Source organism: Microbacterium saperdae (genome assembly GCF_006716345.1).
GTDB classification, from domain to species: Bacteria; Actinomycetota; Actinomycetes; order Actinomycetales; family Microbacteriaceae; genus Microbacterium; species Microbacterium saperdae.
Map to the genome: position 1 here is coordinate 1,107,184 of NZ_VFOX01000001.1, position 18,137 is coordinate 1,125,320.

The 18,137-nt window shown below is 67.7% G+C and carries 21 protein-coding genes and 1 tRNA gene; 12 read left to right on the forward strand and 10 right to left on the reverse strand.

All coding sequences use genetic code 11. From position 1 onward, the window contains the following. Window positions 1–2: 2 nt before the first annotated feature. The 11 genes from FB560_RS05255 (at window position 3) to FB560_RS05305 (ending at window position 10,750) form a co-directional block, all read left to right on the forward strand. Window positions 3–1,718 carry a CTP synthase gene (locus FB560_RS05255; protein WP_141871391.1) on the forward strand — a complete coding sequence of 572 codons (1,716 nt, stop codon included), beginning with the start codon at window positions 3–5 and terminating at the stop codon, window positions 1,716–1,718. Continuing rightward, on the forward strand, window positions 1,711–2,298 hold the full coding sequence (locus FB560_RS05260) for an NUDIX domain-containing protein (RefSeq protein WP_141871392.1): 588 nt from the start codon (window positions 1,711–1,713) through the stop codon (window positions 2,296–2,298). Before FB560_RS05255 ends, FB560_RS05260 begins: the two co-directional genes overlap by 8 nt. Window positions 2,299–2,300: 2 nt before the next feature. Further along, window positions 2,301–3,203, forward strand: a complete 903-nt coding sequence (gene xerD / locus FB560_RS05265) for a site-specific tyrosine recombinase XerD (RefSeq protein WP_141871393.1) — start codon at window positions 2,301–2,303, stop codon at window positions 3,201–3,203. A 99-nt stretch (window positions 3,204–3,302) separates the two neighbouring features. Then, window positions 3,303–4,193, forward strand: coding sequence for a ParA family protein (locus FB560_RS05270; protein WP_141871394.1), 891 nt, complete (start codon window positions 3,303–3,305; stop codon window positions 4,191–4,193). Then, the gene (locus FB560_RS05275; RefSeq protein ID WP_141871395.1) at window positions 4,177–5,037 is read left to right on the forward strand and encodes a segregation and condensation protein A; all 861 of its coding nucleotides are present in this window, start codon (window positions 4,177–4,179) and stop codon (window positions 5,035–5,037) included. The genes FB560_RS05270 and FB560_RS05275 overlap by 17 nt, the downstream gene beginning before the upstream one ends. Next, window positions 5,027–5,626 carry an SMC-Scp complex subunit ScpB gene (gene scpB / locus FB560_RS05280; protein ID WP_141871396.1) on the forward strand — a complete coding sequence of 200 codons (600 nt, stop codon included), beginning with the start codon at window positions 5,027–5,029 and terminating at the stop codon, window positions 5,624–5,626. Before FB560_RS05275 ends, scpB begins: the two co-directional genes overlap by 11 nt. Before the next feature lie 26 nt (window positions 5,627–5,652). Next, window positions 5,653–6,447, forward strand: coding sequence for a pseudouridine synthase (locus tag FB560_RS05285; RefSeq protein ID WP_188895307.1), 795 nt, complete (start codon window positions 5,653–5,655; stop codon window positions 6,445–6,447). A gap of 11 nt (window positions 6,448–6,458) precedes the next feature. Then, window positions 6,459–7,577 carry a prephenate dehydrogenase gene (locus FB560_RS05290; RefSeq protein WP_141873131.1) on the forward strand — a complete coding sequence of 373 codons (1,119 nt, stop codon included), beginning with the start codon at window positions 6,459–6,461 and terminating at the stop codon, window positions 7,575–7,577. Further along, entirely contained in the window at window positions 7,570–8,280 is a 711-nt protein-coding gene (cmk, locus tag FB560_RS05295) for a (d)CMP kinase (protein WP_141871398.1), read from the forward strand. The genes FB560_RS05290 and cmk overlap by 8 nt, the downstream gene beginning before the upstream one ends. A gap of 40 nt (window positions 8,281–8,320) precedes the next feature. Next, window positions 8,321–9,793 carry a ribosome biogenesis GTPase Der gene (der, locus tag FB560_RS05300; protein ID WP_229673417.1) on the forward strand — a complete coding sequence of 491 codons (1,473 nt, stop codon included), beginning with the start codon at window positions 8,321–8,323 and terminating at the stop codon, window positions 9,791–9,793. A gap of 60 nt (window positions 9,794–9,853) precedes the next feature. Continuing rightward, window positions 9,854–10,750 carry an NUDIX domain-containing protein gene (locus tag FB560_RS05305; protein WP_141871400.1) on the forward strand — a complete coding sequence of 299 codons (897 nt, stop codon included), beginning with the start codon at window positions 9,854–9,856 and terminating at the stop codon, window positions 10,748–10,750. An 18-nt stretch (window positions 10,751–10,768) separates the two neighbouring features. On the opposite strand, the gene FB560_RS21090 is transcribed toward FB560_RS05305, so the two are convergent. From FB560_RS21090 to FB560_RS05335, 7 genes are read right to left on the reverse strand one after another with little or no spacing between them, the layout of a single operon-like run. After that, window positions 10,769–11,497, reverse strand: coding sequence for an HNH endonuclease signature motif containing protein (locus FB560_RS21090; protein WP_325058559.1), 729 nt, complete (start codon window positions 11,495–11,497; stop codon window positions 10,769–10,771). After that, window positions 11,439–12,209, reverse strand: a complete 771-nt coding sequence (locus FB560_RS20875) for a DUF222 domain-containing protein (RefSeq protein ID WP_229673407.1) — start codon at window positions 12,207–12,209, stop codon at window positions 11,439–11,441. Before FB560_RS20875 ends, FB560_RS21090 begins: the two co-directional genes overlap by 59 nt. Before the next feature lie 38 nt (window positions 12,210–12,247). Next, window positions 12,248–12,634, reverse strand: a complete 387-nt coding sequence (locus FB560_RS05315) for an RNA-binding S4 domain-containing protein (RefSeq protein ID WP_141871401.1) — start codon at window positions 12,632–12,634, stop codon at window positions 12,248–12,250. Beyond that, window positions 12,631–13,302: a lysoplasmalogenase gene (locus tag FB560_RS05320; protein ID WP_141871402.1), complete on the reverse strand. Its 672-nt coding sequence runs from the start codon at window positions 13,300–13,302 to the stop codon at window positions 12,631–12,633. The genes FB560_RS05315 and FB560_RS05320 overlap by 4 nt, the downstream gene beginning before the upstream one ends. Window positions 13,303–13,343: 41 nt before the next feature. Next, on the reverse strand, window positions 13,344–13,799 hold the full coding sequence (locus tag FB560_RS05325; protein ID WP_141871403.1) for a hypothetical protein: 456 nt from the start codon (window positions 13,797–13,799) through the stop codon (window positions 13,344–13,346). Between the two features lie 22 nt (window positions 13,800–13,821). Beyond that, the gene (locus FB560_RS05330) at window positions 13,822–14,019 is read right to left on the reverse strand and encodes a helix-hairpin-helix domain-containing protein (RefSeq protein ID WP_141871404.1); all 198 of its coding nucleotides are present in this window, start codon (window positions 14,017–14,019) and stop codon (window positions 13,822–13,824) included. After that, entirely contained in the window at window positions 14,016–14,600 is a 585-nt protein-coding gene (locus tag FB560_RS05335; protein ID WP_141871405.1) for a GNAT family N-acetyltransferase, read from the reverse strand. The genes FB560_RS05330 and FB560_RS05335 overlap by 4 nt, the downstream gene beginning before the upstream one ends. Window positions 14,601–14,867: 267 nt before the next feature. Here FB560_RS05335 and FB560_RS05340 point away from each other — a divergent pair. After that, window positions 14,868–14,941: transfer RNA gene (locus tag FB560_RS05340), tRNA-Pro, on the forward strand. A 246-nt stretch (window positions 14,942–15,187) separates the two neighbouring features. Here FB560_RS05340 and FB560_RS05345 read toward each other — a convergent pair. Genes FB560_RS05345 through FB560_RS05355 form a run of 3 tightly spaced genes read right to left on the reverse strand, consistent with a single transcriptional unit; the run spans window position 15,188 to window position 18,121 of the window. After that, the gene (locus tag FB560_RS05345) at window positions 15,188–16,504 is read right to left on the reverse strand and encodes a hypothetical protein (protein ID WP_141871406.1); all 1,317 of its coding nucleotides are present in this window, start codon (window positions 16,502–16,504) and stop codon (window positions 15,188–15,190) included. After that, entirely contained in the window at window positions 16,416–17,132 is a 717-nt protein-coding gene (locus tag FB560_RS05350) for a hypothetical protein (protein WP_141871407.1), read from the reverse strand. Before FB560_RS05350 ends, FB560_RS05345 begins: the two co-directional genes overlap by 89 nt. Continuing rightward, entirely contained in the window at window positions 17,129–18,121 is a 993-nt protein-coding gene (locus FB560_RS05355; protein ID WP_141871408.1) for a tyrosine-type recombinase/integrase, read from the reverse strand. The genes FB560_RS05350 and FB560_RS05355 overlap by 4 nt, the downstream gene beginning before the upstream one ends. Between the last annotated feature and the right edge of the window lie 16 nt (window positions 18,122–18,137).

The following is an 18,137-nucleotide window of genomic DNA, read 5'->3' on the forward strand; positions in this document are numbered from 1 at the left end:
TGATGAACTCTTCTGTAGCGGGACCCAAGAACGACACCACGCAGCGCGATTTCACGACGAAGCACATCTTCGTCACCGGTGGTGTCGTTTCGTCTTTGGGCAAGGGACTGACCGCGGCCAGCCTGGGCAACCTTCTGACAGCCCGTGGCCTGCGCGTCGTGATGCAGAAGCTCGATCCGTACCTGAACGTCGATCCCGGCACGATGAATCCGTTCCAGCACGGCGAGGTCTTCGTCACGGATGACGGGGCTGAGACCGACCTCGACATCGGCCACTACGAGCGATTCCTCGACATCAACCTGTCCGAGGCGGCGAACGTCACGACGGGCCAGATCTACTCGCAGGTCATCGCGCGTGAGCGCCGTGGCGAGTACCTCGGCGACACCGTGCAGGTCATTCCGCACATCACGGACGAGATCAAGCGCCGCATGCGGCTGCAGGCCTCCGAGGAGCCGCGCCCCGACGTCATCATCACGGAGGTCGGCGGCACCGTCGGCGACATCGAGTCCCAGCCGTTCCTCGAGTCCGCGCGCCAGCTGCGCCACGAGCTCGGACGCGACAGCGTGTTCTTCGTGCACGTGTCGCTCGTGCCGTTCATGGGCGCCTCGGGTGAGCAGAAGACCAAGCCGACCCAGCACTCGGTCGCCGCCCTCCGCCAGGTCGGCATCCAGCCGGATGCCCTGGTGCTGCGCAGCGATCGCCCGGTCAGCGAGAGCAACCGCAACAAGATCGCGCTCATGTGCGACGTCGACGTCGAGGGTGTGATCAACACGGTCGACCTGCCCAGCATCTACGACATCCCGTCGACGCTCAACGATCAGGGTCTCGACTCGTACATCGTGCGCCGTCTCGGCCTCGACCAGAAGGCTGCGGTCGATGTCGACTGGACACGCTGGAGCAAGGTGCTGCACGCGGTCCACAACCCCAAGCACGAGGTCACGATCGGCCTCGTCGGCAAGTACATCGACCTGCCTGACGCCTACCTCTCGGTGACCGAGGCCCTCAAGGCCGGCGGTTTCGCGCAGGAGACCAAGGTCAACATCCGCTGGATCCCGTCCGACCTGTGCGAGACCCCGGAGGGGGCACAGGAGCAGCTCTCCGAGCTCGACGGCATCTGCGTGCCCGGCGGCTTCGGCATCCGCGGCATCGAGGGCAAGCTCGGCGCGTTGAAGTTCGCACGCGAGCAAGGCATCCCGACCCTCGGACTCTGCCTGGGCCTGCAGTGCATGGTGATCGAGTACGCCCGCGACGTGGCCGGCATCGCCGGAGCGTCGTCCACCGAGTTCGACCCCGAGACCGCTGAGCCTGTCATCGCGACGATGGCGGAGCAGGTCGAGATCCTCGACGGTGGTGATCTCGGCGGAACGATGCGTCTCGGCCTCTACCAGGCCGCTCTCGCCGAGGGATCGCTGGCCCGCGAGCTGTACGGCTCGGCGGAGGCGTCCGAGCGTCACCGTCACCGCTATGAGGTCAACAACACGTACCGTGACCGTCTCTCCGAGGCCGGTCTGGTGTTCTCGGGTCTGAACCCCGAGCTCGACCTCGTCGAGTACGTCGAGCTGCCGCGCGACGTGCACCCGTACTACATCGCGACCCAGGCGCACCCCGAGCTGCGTTCGCGCCCGACCGACCCGCACCCGTTGTTCCGCGGACTCGTCGGTGCAGCGATCGAGCGGCACCGCGCAAGCGAGCTGTTCGACGTCAGCGCCGATGCCTGAGTCCTCTCCGTTCGACGAGCTGCGCGACGAGCCGTTCGCGCCCGAGGTCGTGAGTTCCGACCTGGTCTTCCAGGGCGCGGTGTGGGATGTGCGCGACGACCGCGTGCGCTACGGCGACGGAGAGATCCGTCGCCAGTACGTGGCGCACACCGGTGCCGTCGCGATCGTCGCGCTCGACGAGCAGGAGCGTGTGCTGCTCATCCAGCAGTACCGGCATCCGATCCGCCACCGCGACTGGGAGCTGCCCGCGGGCCTGCTCGACATCGCGGGGGAGGAGCCGCTGGAGGCTGCGCGTCGCGAACTCGCGGAGGAGGCCGACCTGGTCGCCGCCCACTGGGAGCCGCTGGTGTCGTCGTGGACGACGCCAGGAGGTAACGACGAGCTGATCCACGTGTTCCTCGCCACGGGCGTCAGCGCGGCACCTGCCGTGCATGCGCGTGAAGACGAGGAAGCCGACATCCGCGTGGAATGGGTGCCGCTCGATGCGGCCGTCGACGCGGTGCTCGCCGGTCGGATGCGCAACGGCATCCTGTCTCTCGGAGTGCTCGCGACGTCGCTGAGGCTGCGCGACCGGAGTTGAGCATGCAGCTCGAACGCGCCCTCGACTCCTACCTGCGGCATGTCACGATCGAGCGCGGGCTCAGCGCGCACACCGTGTCGGCCTATCGCCGCGACCTCGGCGGGTACCTCGAGTGGTTGAGCGCGGAAGGCGTGGCGGACACGGCGGAGGTGACGCCGGCGATCGTCGGACGGTTCATCGCGGAGCGCGCAGGCGCAGAGCCGCCCCCCGCCGCGTCGAGTCTGGCGCGTCTGCAGTCCTCCGTGCGAGGGTGGCACCGCTTCCTGACGCGCGAGGGCATCGAGGATGACGATCCGAGCGGTCGCCTGCGTCCGCCCAAGGCGCCGCGACGGCTGCCGAAGGCGTTGACCATCGATCAGGTCGAGCGCCTGCTGTCCGCGCCGTCCCCCGAGGAGCCGCTCGGCATCCGCGACCGGGCACTGCTCGAGCTGCTGTACGCGACGGGTGCACGGGTGTCCGAGGCGGTGGGACTCGATGTCGATGATCTCGCCCATGGCGATGTGCTGCGGCTGCGCGGAAAAGGCTCGAAGGAGCGCATCGTCCCGATCGGCTCCTACGCCCGCACGGCCGTCGACGCCTATCTGACCCGCGTGCGTCCGCAGCTCGCGGCGGCGGGTCGCTCGTCGGCGCGGCTGTTCCTGGGGGCACGCGGAGCGCCGCTCTCCCGGCAGAGCGCGTGGCTCATCATCCGCTCCGCGGCGGAGCGCGCGCAGATCACGGCGGAGGTGTCGCCGCACACGCTCCGGCACTCGTTCGCGACACATCTTCTGCAGGGCGGCGCAGACGTGCGGGTGGTGCAGGAGCTCCTCGGGCACGCATCCGTCGCGACCACGCAGATCTACACGCACGTGTCGGTCGACACGCTGCGCGACATCTACGCGACGTCGCACCCCCGCGCCCGCTGAACCCGGCGCGCCCGGGTGGCGGTGACCCGCCGCGCGCCGGAAAGCCTCGGGCAGGGGTGGCCGCTACAATCGATCAAGCACGAAGGAGCAGGAGAATCGGTGGCTGAGAAAGCGGCAAAGTCCAGGGTGAAGGCGAAGAAGGCCGACGAGACACCCCTCGGACCGACCGGTCGTCCCTATCACGGGTTCGCGACGCCCCCGCCGCTGAAGTCCCACGGCCCGGCGCGCATCATCGCTCTGTGCAACCAGAAGGGCGGCGTCGGCAAGACGACGACCTCCATCAACCTCGCCGCGGCTCTCGCCGAGTACGGGCGCAAGGTGCTCGCCGTCGACTTCGACCCGCAGGGCGCTCTCTCGGCCGGTCTGGGAATCCCGACGCACGACGTGCCGACGATCTACGACCTCCTGCTCGACACCAAGCGTGACGCGCATGACGCGATCGTGCACTCCGGTGTCGAAGGCCTCGACGTCATGCCCGCGAACATCGATCTCTCCGCCGCCGAGGTGCACCTCGTCAACGAGGTCGCCCGCGAGACGATCCTCGCCCGTGTCCTGCGTCAGGTCGCGGGGGAGTACGACGTCATCCTGATCGACTGCCAGCCCTCGCTCGGCATCCTCACCGTGAACGCGCTGACCGCGGCGCACGGCGTGATCATCCCGCTCGAGTGCGAGTTCTTCGCCCTGCGCGGCGTCGCACTGCTGATCGAGACGATCGACAAGGTGCGCGACCGCCTCAACCCGTCCATCACGATGGACGGCCTGCTGGCGACCATGTACGACCCGCGCACGCTGCACTCGCGCGAGGTGCTGGAGCGTGTCGTCGAGGCATTCGGTGACGACGTGCTCGAGACCGTGATCGGTCGTACGGTGAAGTTCCCTGATGCGTCGGTCTCGGGAGTGCCCATCACCGAGTTCGCGCCGGAGCACGCCGCCGCCCAGGCGTACCTGCGGCTGGCGCGGGAGCTGGTCGCCCGTGGCGCCGTCGCCTGACGAGATCCCCCCTGAGGTCGACGCGGTCGTCGCTCCCGTCGAAGCGGCGCCGGAGCCGGCCGCCGACGGATTCCGCGTCTCCCTGTCGAACTTCGACGGCCCCTTCGACCTGCTGCTGAATCTCATCTCGAAGCACGAGATGGACATCACCGAGGTGTCGCTCAGCGCCGTCACGAACGAGTTCATCGCGTATCTCAAGGAGCTCGACGACGACGAGGAGCTGGATCAGGCGTCCGAATTCCTGGTCGTCGCCGCGACGCTGCTCGACATGAAGGTCGCCGGTCTCCTCCCGCAGGGAGAACTGGTGGATGCGGAAGCCGTCGCGCTGCTCGAAGCGCGGGATCTGCTGTTCGCCCGACTTCTGCAGTACCGCGCCTTCAAGGAGGTGTCGGCGTGGTTCGCCCGGTGCCTGCAGCGCGAGGACCGCCGCCACGTGCGCGCCGTGCGGCTCGATGAGAAGCATCGCCGCAAGACACCGGAGCTGGTGTGGTCGTTGAGCGTCGAGGACTTCGCCGCCCTCGCGCTGCTCGCGTTCGCGCCCAAGGAGCTCCCGCACGTCGGCCTCGATCATCTGCACGCGCCGCTGGTCAGCATCCGGGAACAGGCCGCGATCGTCGTCACCCTGCTGCGCAGCGCCGAGTCCGTGAGCTTCCGCGAACTCGTCGCCGGTGTGAGCGAGCCGGGCATCGTCGTCGCCCGCTTCATCTCGGTGCTGGAGCTGTACCGGCACGCGGCGCTCTCCTTCGAACAACTGGAACCGCTCGGCGAGCTGACGCTCCGCTGGGCAGCCGACACCTGGTCGGACGAGACACTGGCGAGCCTGGGAGCCGACTATGACCGATGAGATGACGGCTGCGAGCGACGAGCCCGTCCGCGACACCCCGCTCGCCGAACGCATCGAGGCGATCCTGCTGATCATCGACGAGCCGATCGGACTCGTCGCGCTGGCCGCAGCCGTCGGGTCGCCCGTGCCTGCCGTACGGCAGACCATCGAGACGCTCGTCGAGGACTACGACGGACGTGGGCAGGGCCCGCGCCGCGGATTCGAGTTGCGCGAGGTCGGCGGCGGGTGGCGACTCTATGTCCGCGACGACCACGACGACCTGGTCGCGGAGTTCGTCGGTGGACAGGCTCCCGCGCGCCTCTCGCAGGCCGCGCTCGAGACCCTCGCAGTCATCGCCTACAAGCAGCCGGTGACGCGCAGTCAGGTCGCCTCCATCCGTGCGGTGAACGTGGACTCCGTCGTCCGCACGCTCCTCGCCCGCGGACTCATCACCGAGCTCTTCGCCGACTCCGAGACCGGCGCGATCAACTACGGCACGACCGATGCGCTGCTGCAGCACCTCGGCATCAACTCGCTCGACGAACTCCCTCCGATCTCGCCTCTGCTCGACGATGGTGCCGACGGTTTCGACGAGGGCACCATCCGATGACCGGTTTCCATGAAGGGACCCACCCGATGAACGACTCCGAAACCCCCGACGCTCCCGAAGGCATCCGACTCCAGAAGGTGCTGGCTGCCGCGGGCGTGGCTTCGCGACGCGTGGTCGAGCAGTACATCGTCGAGGGCCGTATCCGCGTCAACGGGCAGACCGTGACGGAGCTGGGCCGCCGCATCGACCCGGAGACCGACAAGGTCGATGTCGACGGCACCGCGATCCAGCTGGATGTCTCGAAGCGCTATGTGATGCTGAACAAGCCGACCGGCGTCGTCAGCAGCATGCGTGACGAGAACAACCGGCCCGACCTGCGCCGCTTCACCGAGGACTACGAAGAGCGCCTCTACAACGTCGGCCGCCTGGACGCGGAGACGAGCGGACTGCTCATCCTCACCAACGACGGCGAGCTCGCGCACGTGCTCGCCCATCCGTCGTTCGGCGTCACCAAGGTCTACATCGCCAAGGTCGAAGGCACCGTGACCGCACAGACGATCGCGAAACTGACCAAGGGCATCGAGCTCGAAGACGGCGAGATCGCGGCCGACAAGGCGCGGCTCCTCGACACGTCCCGTGACTCCAGCCTGGTGGAGCTGACGCTGCACTCCGGCCGCAACCGTATCGTGCGCCGGATGCTCGCCGCCGTCGGTCATCCGGTCACGGAGCTGGTCCGCCGGCAGTTCGGTCCGCTGCACCTGGGAACGCTCCCGGCGGGAAAGAGCCGGGAACTGAGTAAAATCGAACTCGGCGCGCTTCTCACCTTGTCGCGCCGTGATTCCGGTGTCGCCGAGGCGCCAGGCGAGCAGGAGAACGAGTGACCGATACGAGCATGCCCACCGGGCGGCAGGGGGTGTCCGTCGCGCCGCGACTCTCGGGCACCGTCCGCGTCGTCGGCGCGGGCCTGCTCGGCGCCAGCATCGGCCACGCGCTGCGTGCCAAGGGCGTGGATGTCGTGCTCACGGATGCGTCGCCCGCACAGCTGCGCCTCGCGATCGACTACGGCGCCGGACGGGCAGCGGCGGATGACGACCAGCCGTCGCTGATCGTGGTGGCCGTGCCGCCCGACGTGACCGCCGATGTGATCGAGGCCGAGCTGGCCCGCTTCCCCGAGGCGGTCGTCACCGACGTCGCGAGCGTGAAGCTGGAGCCGTTCCGTGAGCTGCAGTCGCGAGGCGTCGACCTCGCCCGCTACATCGGATCGCACCCGCTCGCCGGTCGTGAGCGCGGCGGCGCGATCTCGGCGCGAGCCGATCTCTTCATCGGCCGACCGTGGGTGGTCTGCCGTGACGGCGAGACCACCGCATCCGATCTCGCACTGGTGGAGGCGCTTGCCCTCGACGTCGGTGCGATGCCGCTCGAGATGACCCCGGAAGAGCACGACCGCTCGGTCGCGCTCACCTCGCACGTGCCTCAGGTGGTCGCGAGCCTGCTGGCCGGTCGCCTCGCCGAGGCCGAGGAGGGCGCGCTGCGTCTCTCCGGGCAGGGCGTCCGTGACACCACGCGCATCGCCGCATCCGCCCCGGAGCTGTGGGTGCAGATCCTCGGTGCGAATGCGGGTCCGGTCGTCGAGATCCTGGACTCCCTCGCCGCCGATCTGCGCGAGGTCTCCGATGCCCTGCGTGAGCCGACCGCTCCCGGTGCCCGCCGCGTGGTCGCCGAGACCATCCGGCACGGCAACGACGGGGTCGAACGCCTCCCCGGCAAGCACGGTCAGAACCAGCGCTTCGAATCGCTCATCGTCATGGTCGACGACAGGGCAGGACAGCTCGGTCGCCTTTTCGGCGACCTCGGCGACCTCGGCGTCAGCGTCGAGGACCTGCGCCTGGAGCACTCTCCGGGCGCTCAGTTCGGCCTCGCCGAGATCAGCGTCGAGCCGGCAGCCCTGCACGGTGCCATCTCGGGGCTGCAGGAGCGCGGCTGGCGGATTGCGGGGACCACGAATGACTGACACATCGACGAGCCCAGGAGCTCAGGTGACCACAGACTTCATCGCGATCGACGGCCCTGCCGGGTCCGGCAAGTCCAGCGTGTCGAAGGCTGTGGCGCGCACACTCGGCTTCGGCTACCTCGACACCGGTTCGGTCTACCGGGCACTCGCCTGGCATGTGCTCGACCGCGGGGCTGACACCGCAGATGCCGCCGCGGTCATCGCCGCCGCATCCGACTTCCCGGTGCGTCTCGGACTCGACCCCGATGACCGGACGGTGCGCGTCGGCGAGACGGATGTCACCGATGCGATCCGCGAGACCCGCGTGTCCAGCGCCGTGAGCGGCGTCGCTCGCGTTCCCGAGGTGCGGGCGCAGGTGAACGAGCTGTTCCGTACGCTCGTCGCCGAGGCGCCGTATCCCGCCGTCGTCGTCGAAGGCCGTGACATCACCACGGTCGTCGCTCCCGATGCGCCCGTGCGCATCCTGCTCACCGCGGCGCCCGAAGTGCGCGCCGCCCGACGCGCCGGCGAGCTCGCCGGTGAGAACGCGGATGCCGTCGCCGCTGCACTGCACAAGCGCGACGCATCCGACAGCGCCGTCGTCGACTTCCTGAACGCCGCAGAAGGCGTCGAGGTCGTCGATTCGACGGAGCTCGATTTCCCCCAGACCATCGACGCCGTGCTCACGGTGATCGAACGACTCCGAGGAGCACACCGTGGCTGACGACGAATACGAAGGCGGCCCTGACCAGCTCGCCGAGAAGATGGAGCAGCTCGACGAGCAGCTCGCCGAGCAGCGCGCGGAGACCCTGCGCGCCGGTCTTGCCGACTACGACCTGGATGACGAGGACGCCGCGCTGCTCGCCGGCATCACGATGGGCGAGGACGGCATCCAGTTCATGCCGGCGCTGCCTGTCGTGGCGATCGTCGGACGACCGAACGTGGGCAAGTCCGCGCTGGTGAACCGCATCCTCGGTCGCCGCGAGGCCGTCGTGGAGGACACCCCCGGCGTCACTCGCGACCGCGTGACGTACAAGGCCGAGTGGGCAGACCGCCGCTTCTCGCTGGTCGACACCGGTGGCTGGGAGCCCGACGCCCGCGGCATCGACCGTTCGGTCGCCATGCAGGCCGAGGTCGCGATCGATCTCGCCGACGTGGTGCTGTTCGTGGTCGACGCGATGGTCGGCGCCACGTCGACCGATGAGCACGTCGTGAAGCTGCTGCGCAAGAGCGGCAAGCCGGTGTTCCTCGTCGCCAACAAGATCGACGATGCCCGCCAGGAGCCGGAAGCGGCAGCCCTGTGGAGCCTCGGCCTCGGTGCACCGCACCCGGTGTCCGCGATCCACGGTCGCGGTGTCGCCGACCTGCTCGACGCGGTGCTGAAGAAGCTTCCCGAGATCTCCGCCGTCGCGAAGGCCGAGATCGGAGGACCGCGCCGCGTCGCGATCCTCGGTCGCCCGAACGTCGGCAAGTCCTCGCTGCTCAACAAGGCGGCGGGCGAAGAGCGCGTCGTCGTCAACGAGCTCGCCGGTACGACGCGTGACCCGGTCGACGAGATCGTGGAGCTCGGCGGCAAGCTGTGGCGCCTGGTCGACACCGCCGGCATCCGTCGTCGCGTGCACATGGCGCAGGGCGCGGACTTCTACGCGTCGCTGCGTACCTCTGCGGCACTCGAGAAGGCAGAGGTCGCCGTCGTGGTGCTCGACGTCTCCGAGACGATCAGCGAGCAGGACGTGCGCATCATCGACCTGGTGCTGGAATCGGGCCGTTCGCTCGTGCTCGCGTTCAACAAGTGGGACCGCCTGAACGACGACGACCTCGAGAACGCGGACCGTCGTCGCTACCTCGAGCGCGAGATCGAGCAGGACCTGGCGCACGTCGCCTGGGCACCCCGCGTGAACATCTCCGCCAAGACCGGTCGTCACCTCGACAAGCTCGTCCCTGCGCTCGAGACCTCGCTGGAGAACTGGGACCGTCGTATCCCGACCGGCAAGTTCAACGCGTTCCTGGCCGAGCTCGTCGCCGAGCACCCGCACCCGCTGCGTGGTGGCAAGCAGCCGCGCATCCTGTTCGGCACGCAGGCATCGACGCGTCCGCCGACGTTCGTGCTGTTCACGACCGGGTTCCTCGACCCGGGTTACCGCCGGTTCATCCAGCGCCGCCTGCGCGAGCTGTACGAATTCGACGGCACCCCGATCGTGATCAACATGCGGGTGCGCGAGAAGCGCCAGCGCTGACCTGTTCCGGTCTATGACCGTCCGGATGCCGTCTCATCGATGCTGTGAAAGGCTGGGGGAGTGACGATCGTTCCTCCAGCCCCCGGTGAGCCCCGTCGTCCTGAGGGACCGCGTGACCCGGGCGATGCCTGGGTGATCGCGGATTCCGGCGAGCGGTACTGGGGGCGTTTCGGCGCTGCCGGACTGCTGGTGGTCGACGCCGAGCGCGGAGTGCTGCTGCAGCACCGCGTGGCATGGAGCCACTTCGGAGGTACCTGGGGCCTGCCCGGAGGCGCGCTGCACGAGGGCGAGAGCGCCATCGTCGGTGCCCTGCGGGAGGCGCAAGAAGAGGCCGGCGTGCCTGATGGCGCGGTACGCCCTCGGCTGACCAGCGTGTTGGACCTCGACATCTGGTCGTACACGACCGTCGTCGCCGACGTGCAGGTACCTTTCGACCCGGTGATCAGCGATCCGGAGAGCGTCGCGCTCGAGTGGGTGCCGATCGATGAGGTCGACGCCCGTCCGCTGCACCCGGGGTTCGGGAGCGCGTGGCCCGTTCTGCGGTCTCTGCTCGCGGTGCGCCCGGCGCTCGTCGTCGACGCCGCGAACGTGGTCGGCTCGGTGCCGGATGGATGGTGGAAGGACCGTGCCGGCGCCGCCGGACGTCTGCGCTCTGAGCTCGCCGGCGTCTCGGTGCCGGCCGAGGCGTTCGGGACGGGCGGTACCCGGTGGTTCCCGCAGGTCGCTCTCGTCGTCGAAGGCCAGGCCCGTGCGCTCGAGGATGCGGCTGACGGCATCGACGTCGTCCGCGCTGCGGGCTCGGGCGACGACACGATCGTCGCGGAGGCATCACGCCGCGTGACCGCGGGAGAAGCGGTGCTCGTCATCACGAGCGACCGAGAACTCCGTGCCCGGGCCGAGGCGATCGGTGCCCGTGTGCAGTCCGTCGGCTGGCTGCGCGGACTCCTCGCGGACTGAGCACGCACTCGATCCCCCTCAGACGAACATCACTCGGCGCGGTTGCCGATCCTGATGGACGATTCCCAGAGGACTCGTCCAGGCGATACTCCCGTCGGGTCGCGCGCGAGCGGTCCAGCGGTGTCGATCATCGACGTCGGGATGTTTGAGGGAATGATGCCCTGTGCAGAAGTGACTGAGGTTGTCGACCCTGGTCCTGCCGCCTTTGGCGTGGTCGTGGTTGTGGTCGATCTCGCAGCGGTGCACCGGCATGCGGCATCCGGGGAATCGGCAGTGCTGATCGCGGGCGCGGAGGAACCGCCGCATGCCCTCGGTCGGTGTGTAGGTATCGGTCTCGGTGACCATGCCCTCGGCATCGAGGAAGAGTCGGCTCCAGCCGGTGTTGCGTCCGGCCAGGTCGCGGGCGACATCGGGGTGGAGTGGACCGTGGCCGTCGAGCTCGGCGACTCGATCGTCGATGCCCGCGAGAGCGGTGGCCGCGACCGTGACCTGAATGCGCGCCTGGATGTTGTCGAGCCCGCTGCCGTGCGCCTCGCCAGGATCCGAGGCGAGCAGGAGGTCGGTGAAGAGATCGGCACGGATCTGATCGATCGTGCGGGTGTCGGAGGGGATGTGCTCGACGTCGTCGCTGTTCTCAGGGCTGTCGAGCGGGTCGATGAGTTCGGCCAGCGGGTCGGTCGTGAAGGTGTCAGACTCTCCGAAGATCGCGAAGGCGGGGTGGTCGAGCGCGATGTCTTCCGTGCGGATGAGGTCTTCGGCGTCCGGCTCCGCAGGTTCGAGGACAGGCTCCCGGTCGGCGCGCGCGGGTGATGTGCCGCGCCATCTGTGTGAGACGATCCTGAATCGACACGGCGAGTGCTTCCGGCAGGACAGCTGTCAGCAGCGCCAGTCCGTCATCGAGCGAGCGCACACGCACGCACCGCTCATCTGCTGCGCGAGCGTGCCGGTCCTGGAGCGATTCGCCGACGAGCGCGGCGGCGACCTGGCGTGCATGCGTGCGGGTCCGCGCCGGAGTGTCTTCCTCGGCGACGACCAGGACAGCGGTCTCGAAAAGTGCGAGCGTCGCCGCATCCACCCGGCCGTTACGCATTGCCTCACTCACGAGGGCACCGGCCCTGGCGATCTCCCGCACGTGGGCGGCGGTGATCGAGCCGTGCTCGAATGACGCACGCACAGCGGGGAAGTACTCCTTCACCGCCTGGGCGTCGGCGAATGCAAACTCGACAGAGCCGGTCGAGACGTGGCCGGCAGCCGAGTACTCCGCGACCATCGAGCGGTAGATCGCGTCGCGGTGGTACGGGCTCGCCGCGACATCTTCGTCATACATGATCGCCCGCTCGCTGAGCAGCGCCGCTGACATGGCCTCCAGCGCCGCGATCTGCCTCCGGACCTCCATCCACTCGTCGAGGAGTCGACGGCGCTCTTCGAGGTCGTGGTGCGGATCGCGATGTTCGGACATGATCCCATTTTAGAACATATGTTCGAATCTGGGAAGGGTTAATCCGAGAAGAACTCACTCTCGGGCTCACTGCGCCCCCGGAGTTTGTCGATGTCGCGGCGTTCACGTTTGGTGGGTCGCCCGGCACCGCGATCGCGCAGCCCCAGCGCGGCTTGCGGCTCACGTTCCGGGGTGCGATCGTCATAGGCGACCACAGCGACGGGCGCCCCCACGCGCTTGACGAGCAGTTGGCGGACGATGAGGATCCGGTCGAATCCCGCGATGCGGATACGCACCTCGTCGCCGACGCGCACCGGCTGGGCTGCCTTCACCTTGTCGCCGTTGAGACGGATATGCCCCGCTCGGCATGCGGTGGTGGCGGCAGATCTCGTCTTGTACATGCGCACGGCCCAGAGCCAGCTGTCGATACGTACGGACCCGGTCATTCCGCGTTCCGCTTCTTCAGCGCGATGATCGCGCCGGCGACGATCAGTCCCTGCCCCAGCGTGTAGGTGAGCATGATCGTGGGGTTGCTCCAGGCAGGCAGCGAGTCCGGGAGGAACAGGCGGAAGGCGAGGATCGTGTCGCTCGCGAGGAAGAAGGCGCCGCCGATGGCGATCAGGGGATGGCAGCGCGCGGAGAAGGCCGCAGTCCCGGCGAGGACGAGCCCGTAGACGGCGACAGCGATCAGGAGTCCTCCGGTGTGCGGGCCGAGCACGAGGAGCATCCCGATCCACCATGCGGCGTAGACGAGTGCCCACCACGGGAACGGCCGCCGCGCGAGGTGGCGGGCGAACAGCGCGATATATGCGAGATGTGCGATGCCGAAGAACCCGAGCATCAGCGGCAGCTCCGGCGCGGCCGGGAAGAACGCTCCGACGCTGTCGCCCAGCCAGGAGAACAGGAGCGCGGCGAGCACGAGGATCACCGCGGACCGCGGCCGCAGCCGAGACGCCGTGACCACCACGGGAACCGCGAGCAGCGGCATCAGGAGAAGCTTCGTGGGCCCGGCGATCGGGCTTCCGATCGCGAGCAGCACGACATGCGCGGCAGAGACGAGGATGTACGGAGCAAACCACCAGGCGAGCGGCGAGATCGGGGCGCGGGGCGGCATCTCCCCATCGTATGGTCGGCGCACGTGCCCGGCGGAGGTGCTCACGACTCCACGGTGACCTTGAAGATGCCGTCGTCCGCGCCGAAGTGCACAGCCGGCCAGTAGCCCTCGGGGAAGTGTGTGCCGCACGTGTCGGTCAGGTGCAGGATGACGGTGCCGTCGGCCTCCACCTCGATCGTCTCGAGTGCGAGGTCGGTGGCTGCCTCGTCGAGCTCGGACGGCTCGGGGTCGCCCTGGCTGAACTCGGTGACGACGGCATCCGATGCCTGCCGACGACGCGACGGGAGTTCGGTGACGGCCCGTGCGAGGCGGGGGAGCAGCGCGCGCGCTTCTTCGGACGTGGTGGCCTCGAGCATGAGCTCGAGCTCCGTGCCATCTGCAGACACAGAACCGACGTACCAGTCGTGCGTGAGCACGGTGCCGTCGGTCATCTCGGTCGTCGCGCGAGCAAAGGTGCCGAGTTCGGGGTGGTCGATGGTCGGATGCTCGTCGCTCATGGCTCCACGCTAGTGCTCCGGGTCACGGGGCGAGAGCGCGTCCTTCCTGGTCGAGGTGCTCGCGGAGGATGCGGATGGCTTTCGGACCGACGCCGTGGATCGCGAGGAGGTCTTTCGCGGAGAGTCCGTCGAACTGCTCGAGACGCGTCAGCCCCTGCAGTGCGAGTTCGCGCCGTGCCACCTTGCCCATCGAGGCGGGAAGTTCGGAGCTGTCGGTCATCGAGAGAGGTCCATCGTCACGAGCGTGCGTCCTGGTTTCAGCTCGGCTGTCTCGGTGAAGCCGGCGTTGGTGAAGGTGCTGAGCGTGCCGTGGAAGAGATCGTTGGTGCGCTTATTCTCGCCCGCTGTGTCGACGGGATATCCCTCGATCAGGCGTGCGCCGGAGTCGCGGGCGAAGTCGACGGCTGCGCGGAGGAGCGCGCCGTTGAGGCCGGCGCCGCGGTGTTCCCGGCGCACCACGAAACAGGTCACGGCCCAGACCGATTCGTCGTCGAACGGCTCGGCTGTGGCGGCAGCGATCATGCGTGTTCGTGGGACGCGAGCCTGGCGCGTGCGCGGGCCGATGCGGATCCATCCGGCAGCTTCGCCATCGACGTACGCGATGATGCCGGGAGGCGGGCCCTCGTCGATCTCCTTGTGGAACATCTCGGTGCGCTGGGGCGTGCTCGTCTGGTTCCAGTCCTTATTGCTCAGCACCGGCCAGATGCACTGGCAGCTCGCCCCGTCACCCCCGCCGGTGAGGGCGTGCTGCACGTCATCCCAACGGGCCGCCGTGGCCACCTCGGTCGTGATCGTCACCATGCACGGCACGCTACGCGGGGCATCCGACACTCGCAACGGCTCGGTTCGCGGAGCGCCGCCAGGTCAGGCTAAGATAGGGGAGTTGCCTGCGCGAGAGTGCAGAACAACGGGCTGTGGCGCAGCTTGGTAGCGCACTTGACTGGGGGTCAAGTGCGGTAGCGGCTGGTTCAGCCTGAAAAGTGAACAACGGGATGTGGCGCAGCTTGGTAGCGCACCTGACTGGGGGTCAAGTGCGGTAGCGGCTGTTTCAGCCTGAAAAGTGAACAACGGGATGTGGCGCAGCTTGGTAGCGCACCTGACTGGGGGTCAGGGGGTCGCAGGTTCAAATCCTGTCATCCCGACTGAAGGGCTGTTGGCAATACTGATTGCAGAACAGCTAGAGAAAAGGGAAGGTCACCTGCTTCGAGCAGGTGACCTTCCCTTTTTCGTGTCTGCAAGGTCGGATCCGGGTTCAGATAATTGAGTCCGAATGATTCTGGGGACGAAAACACCAACGCGCCCGGTTTTCGGGTGCGTTCGATTGTCCTGGTGTAGCGGGGAGCGTGCCGGGCGTGCCGCCGGCGGGCGTCGTCAGTGAGTGCAGTGACTCAGGTGCGCATCGCCGTCAGCGATAGTGCGTCATGTCCAGAGGCTCCCGGTGACGTTGAAGACGATGTTCGACCGCCTCGAGGGATGCTGAGGTCGCCGTTGCCCGTGGTCTTCGTGTAGCGGTTAGCCCAGACCCGGTCTCGCCGCCGGAGTATGTACACGCGCGGGGTCGTGCGGGCTCGTTCGATCTCTTGGTCGCTGAGGAACGCGGCGATCTTGCGGAGGTTGTGGTTGACGATGAGGAGTGTCACGAGGATCTGTGCGGCGGCTATTCCTCGGACGCGGCGGCGACCAGCAGTCTCGATGTCTTCGTCGCCGGATGCTTTCAGCTGCTCGTTTCCGGATTCGACGGCGTTGCGGGCGTGGTCATGGAAGGTCTCCCACTCTTCGCTGCCGTAGTCGAAAGCCTGCTGCGGCGCCTGCATCTCAGTGAGGTCGAATGCGGCCGAGTGCTGCTTGCAGATGGTGTCGAGGAACTCTTCTTCGAGCGTCTCAGGCTCGACCTCCGGGCGAGCCTTCTTCGCTGCGGACAGCATCATCTCGCGCAGGGGGCAGGTGACCGTCGGGCTCGGGCCGAGTGAGGGGCAGCGCAGCATCACCTTCCCATCTGGAGTCTTCGCCTTCTGCTTAACGTGGAGCCGGTAGGCCTTGCGCTCCTCCAGCCGTGCACGGTAGGTCTCCGCGTCGATCTTCTTGGCGAGGAAGTCCTTGGTTGCCTCGAGCAGAGTCTTCGGCGTGTTCGGGCAGTAGACATCGCCTTCAACAAACAACCCGCCGTGCTGGCCGCCCTTTATGCCGACGCGGTCGGAGCGGTAGTCCGTGGACGGAGTGAAGCCGGTCTTCAAGGCGGGCTTCAAGAGTCGGAACGGCTTGGCGTTGGCCCAGTACTGCTTGTCGGCGTCAGCGATGCCGGGCGGAAGGTCAAGGCTCGCTGCGGCCTCGAGGAGAAGCGCGGCTTCTTCGGCAACTTCCATGTTCGGGATGCTGAGTGATGCCGCGACCACGAGGCTCGGGAATCGCTTGGATCCGGGCTGCTCGGAGTCGACGCGCACGGCGAGGTTCGCCACCCATCCCCAGTCGTAGTCCGCCCACTCTCCACGGCCGGGGGCGGTATGGTCGATCTCGCCCTTCCGATTGTCGACTCGTTCGGCCTTGCCGCTCTTCACGTGCCATCCGGCGAATGCATCGACGGGGCCTGGGCTCATCTGGCCGAGGTCCGCGGTCTGTTCAGCCTTGACCTTGCTCGTGAGGTTCTTCCGGCTGTAGCCCTTGGTCGTAGGGGTGCCGATGTAGGTCTGGTCGAAGGAGACGTCCATCTGCTTCGTCGCGCGACGGATAGCTCGTGGCTGTTGCATGAAGGACATGCGGATGAACGCGGGTGTACTCGTCCAGACGTGACTTGTACTTCTCTGCGCGCTCCGCGTCATGGTTCCGCAGAATCTCTTGAATCTCGGTGTAGGTCTTGGCCGTGTACAGCTCCTGGGGGTACGGATCCATTAGCTTCTTCATCCGATGGAACGCGCGAATGGTGTTGGTGTACCAGCGCTTCGTCGTCGGGACATGGGTGGCGAAGCTCACCGGCGACTCCGGGAGATCGAGGAGTTCGCGAGACTTCGCTGAGAGCCGGTGCTGCAGCACGTGCGCGGCACGTCGAATGTGCAGCGGAGCGCCCTCATGGGCGAGGAGCAGGAGTGCCACCAGGAGGGCACGGATCGAGATCATGGCGGGCCGGCCGCCCATGCCGTCTGAGTTGGAGTCTTCCGCTGCCCAACGGTCGAACTGCTCGAGGATCCCGGACTGGAGAACACGTGCTTCGGTGCGTGCGACCACATCGTCGTCGAAGCGCTGGAGGTTGCGGCCACGGCCGAGGATCTCTCGCTCAGTGATGCCGCAGTCGTCGTTGCCGTCGAAGGCGTGGTAGTAGTCGATGTCGGTGGAGGTCATCGGGTGACCTCCGCTCCGACGAGCTGGGCGGTGAAGTCGGCGACGTCGAGCACGTTCGCGTGCTCGTAGTACCGGACGAGGGTCGTGTAGTGGTCGAAGCCGGCGACGTCTCGGAGAACGGGCAGGGGCACGTTGTTGTTTATGTGGTGCAGCAGCCATGCCGCCCGAAGCGCTGCCGGGGTAGGACGGGCGGGCGCGGGGTGGTCGGTGAGGAAAGACTGGATGATGCGGGGCGGGTACTCGGCGATACGCGGTCCCCGGAACACACGCTCGCTGGCGTCGACGCGGCCGTCGATGCTGCGCAGCAGCACACGAGCCCAGGCATGGCGCACGGGGACCCGTCGAACCCTCTTGCCGAGGACATCCACGAAGACGACGTCGCCGTCGCGGTGAATGTCGCAGACGCGGACCTCTACGATCTCGGCCGCAGTCAGCCCGGCACCGCCGGCCAACCCGAGGAGCGCCTGAGCGTTCTGTCGCTTCTTCACGGTGGTGAGCGAGTTCGCCCAGCTGTGCATCGACGCGATCTGCTTCGTGGTGAACGGGGAGCGGACCTTCCCTTGTGGTGCCGAGATGGCGATGAGGTCGGCGTCGGCGAGCTCGCGGCCGATCTTCACGAGCTGGCGGGACACGCCCCACCGGTGACCCTCAGAGCGGCGCTTGTGAACCGTCGCGAGGAACCGGTCGATGTTGCTCTGCGTGTAGACCTGACGGATGGTCAGCTCGGTGCCCGTGCGTGCCCAGACCCACATATGGAACGACGCGGACATCGTCATCAGCCGGCGAGTCACATCGAACGAGTGCGGCAACATCAATGCGGCGGTCTCGACGGTGAAGGACCGTGTGGCCGCCCAGGCGCCAGCCATCGTCGCGCTATTCGGGCGGAACTTGACGATGATGGGCGCCGCCAGCTCGGGCAGCTGCGGGTGAGAGGCGAGCAGCGCTGCGGTCTCGTCGAGGATGTCGCTGAGTCGGTGGTTTGGGTTCATGACCACCGTGTACGCG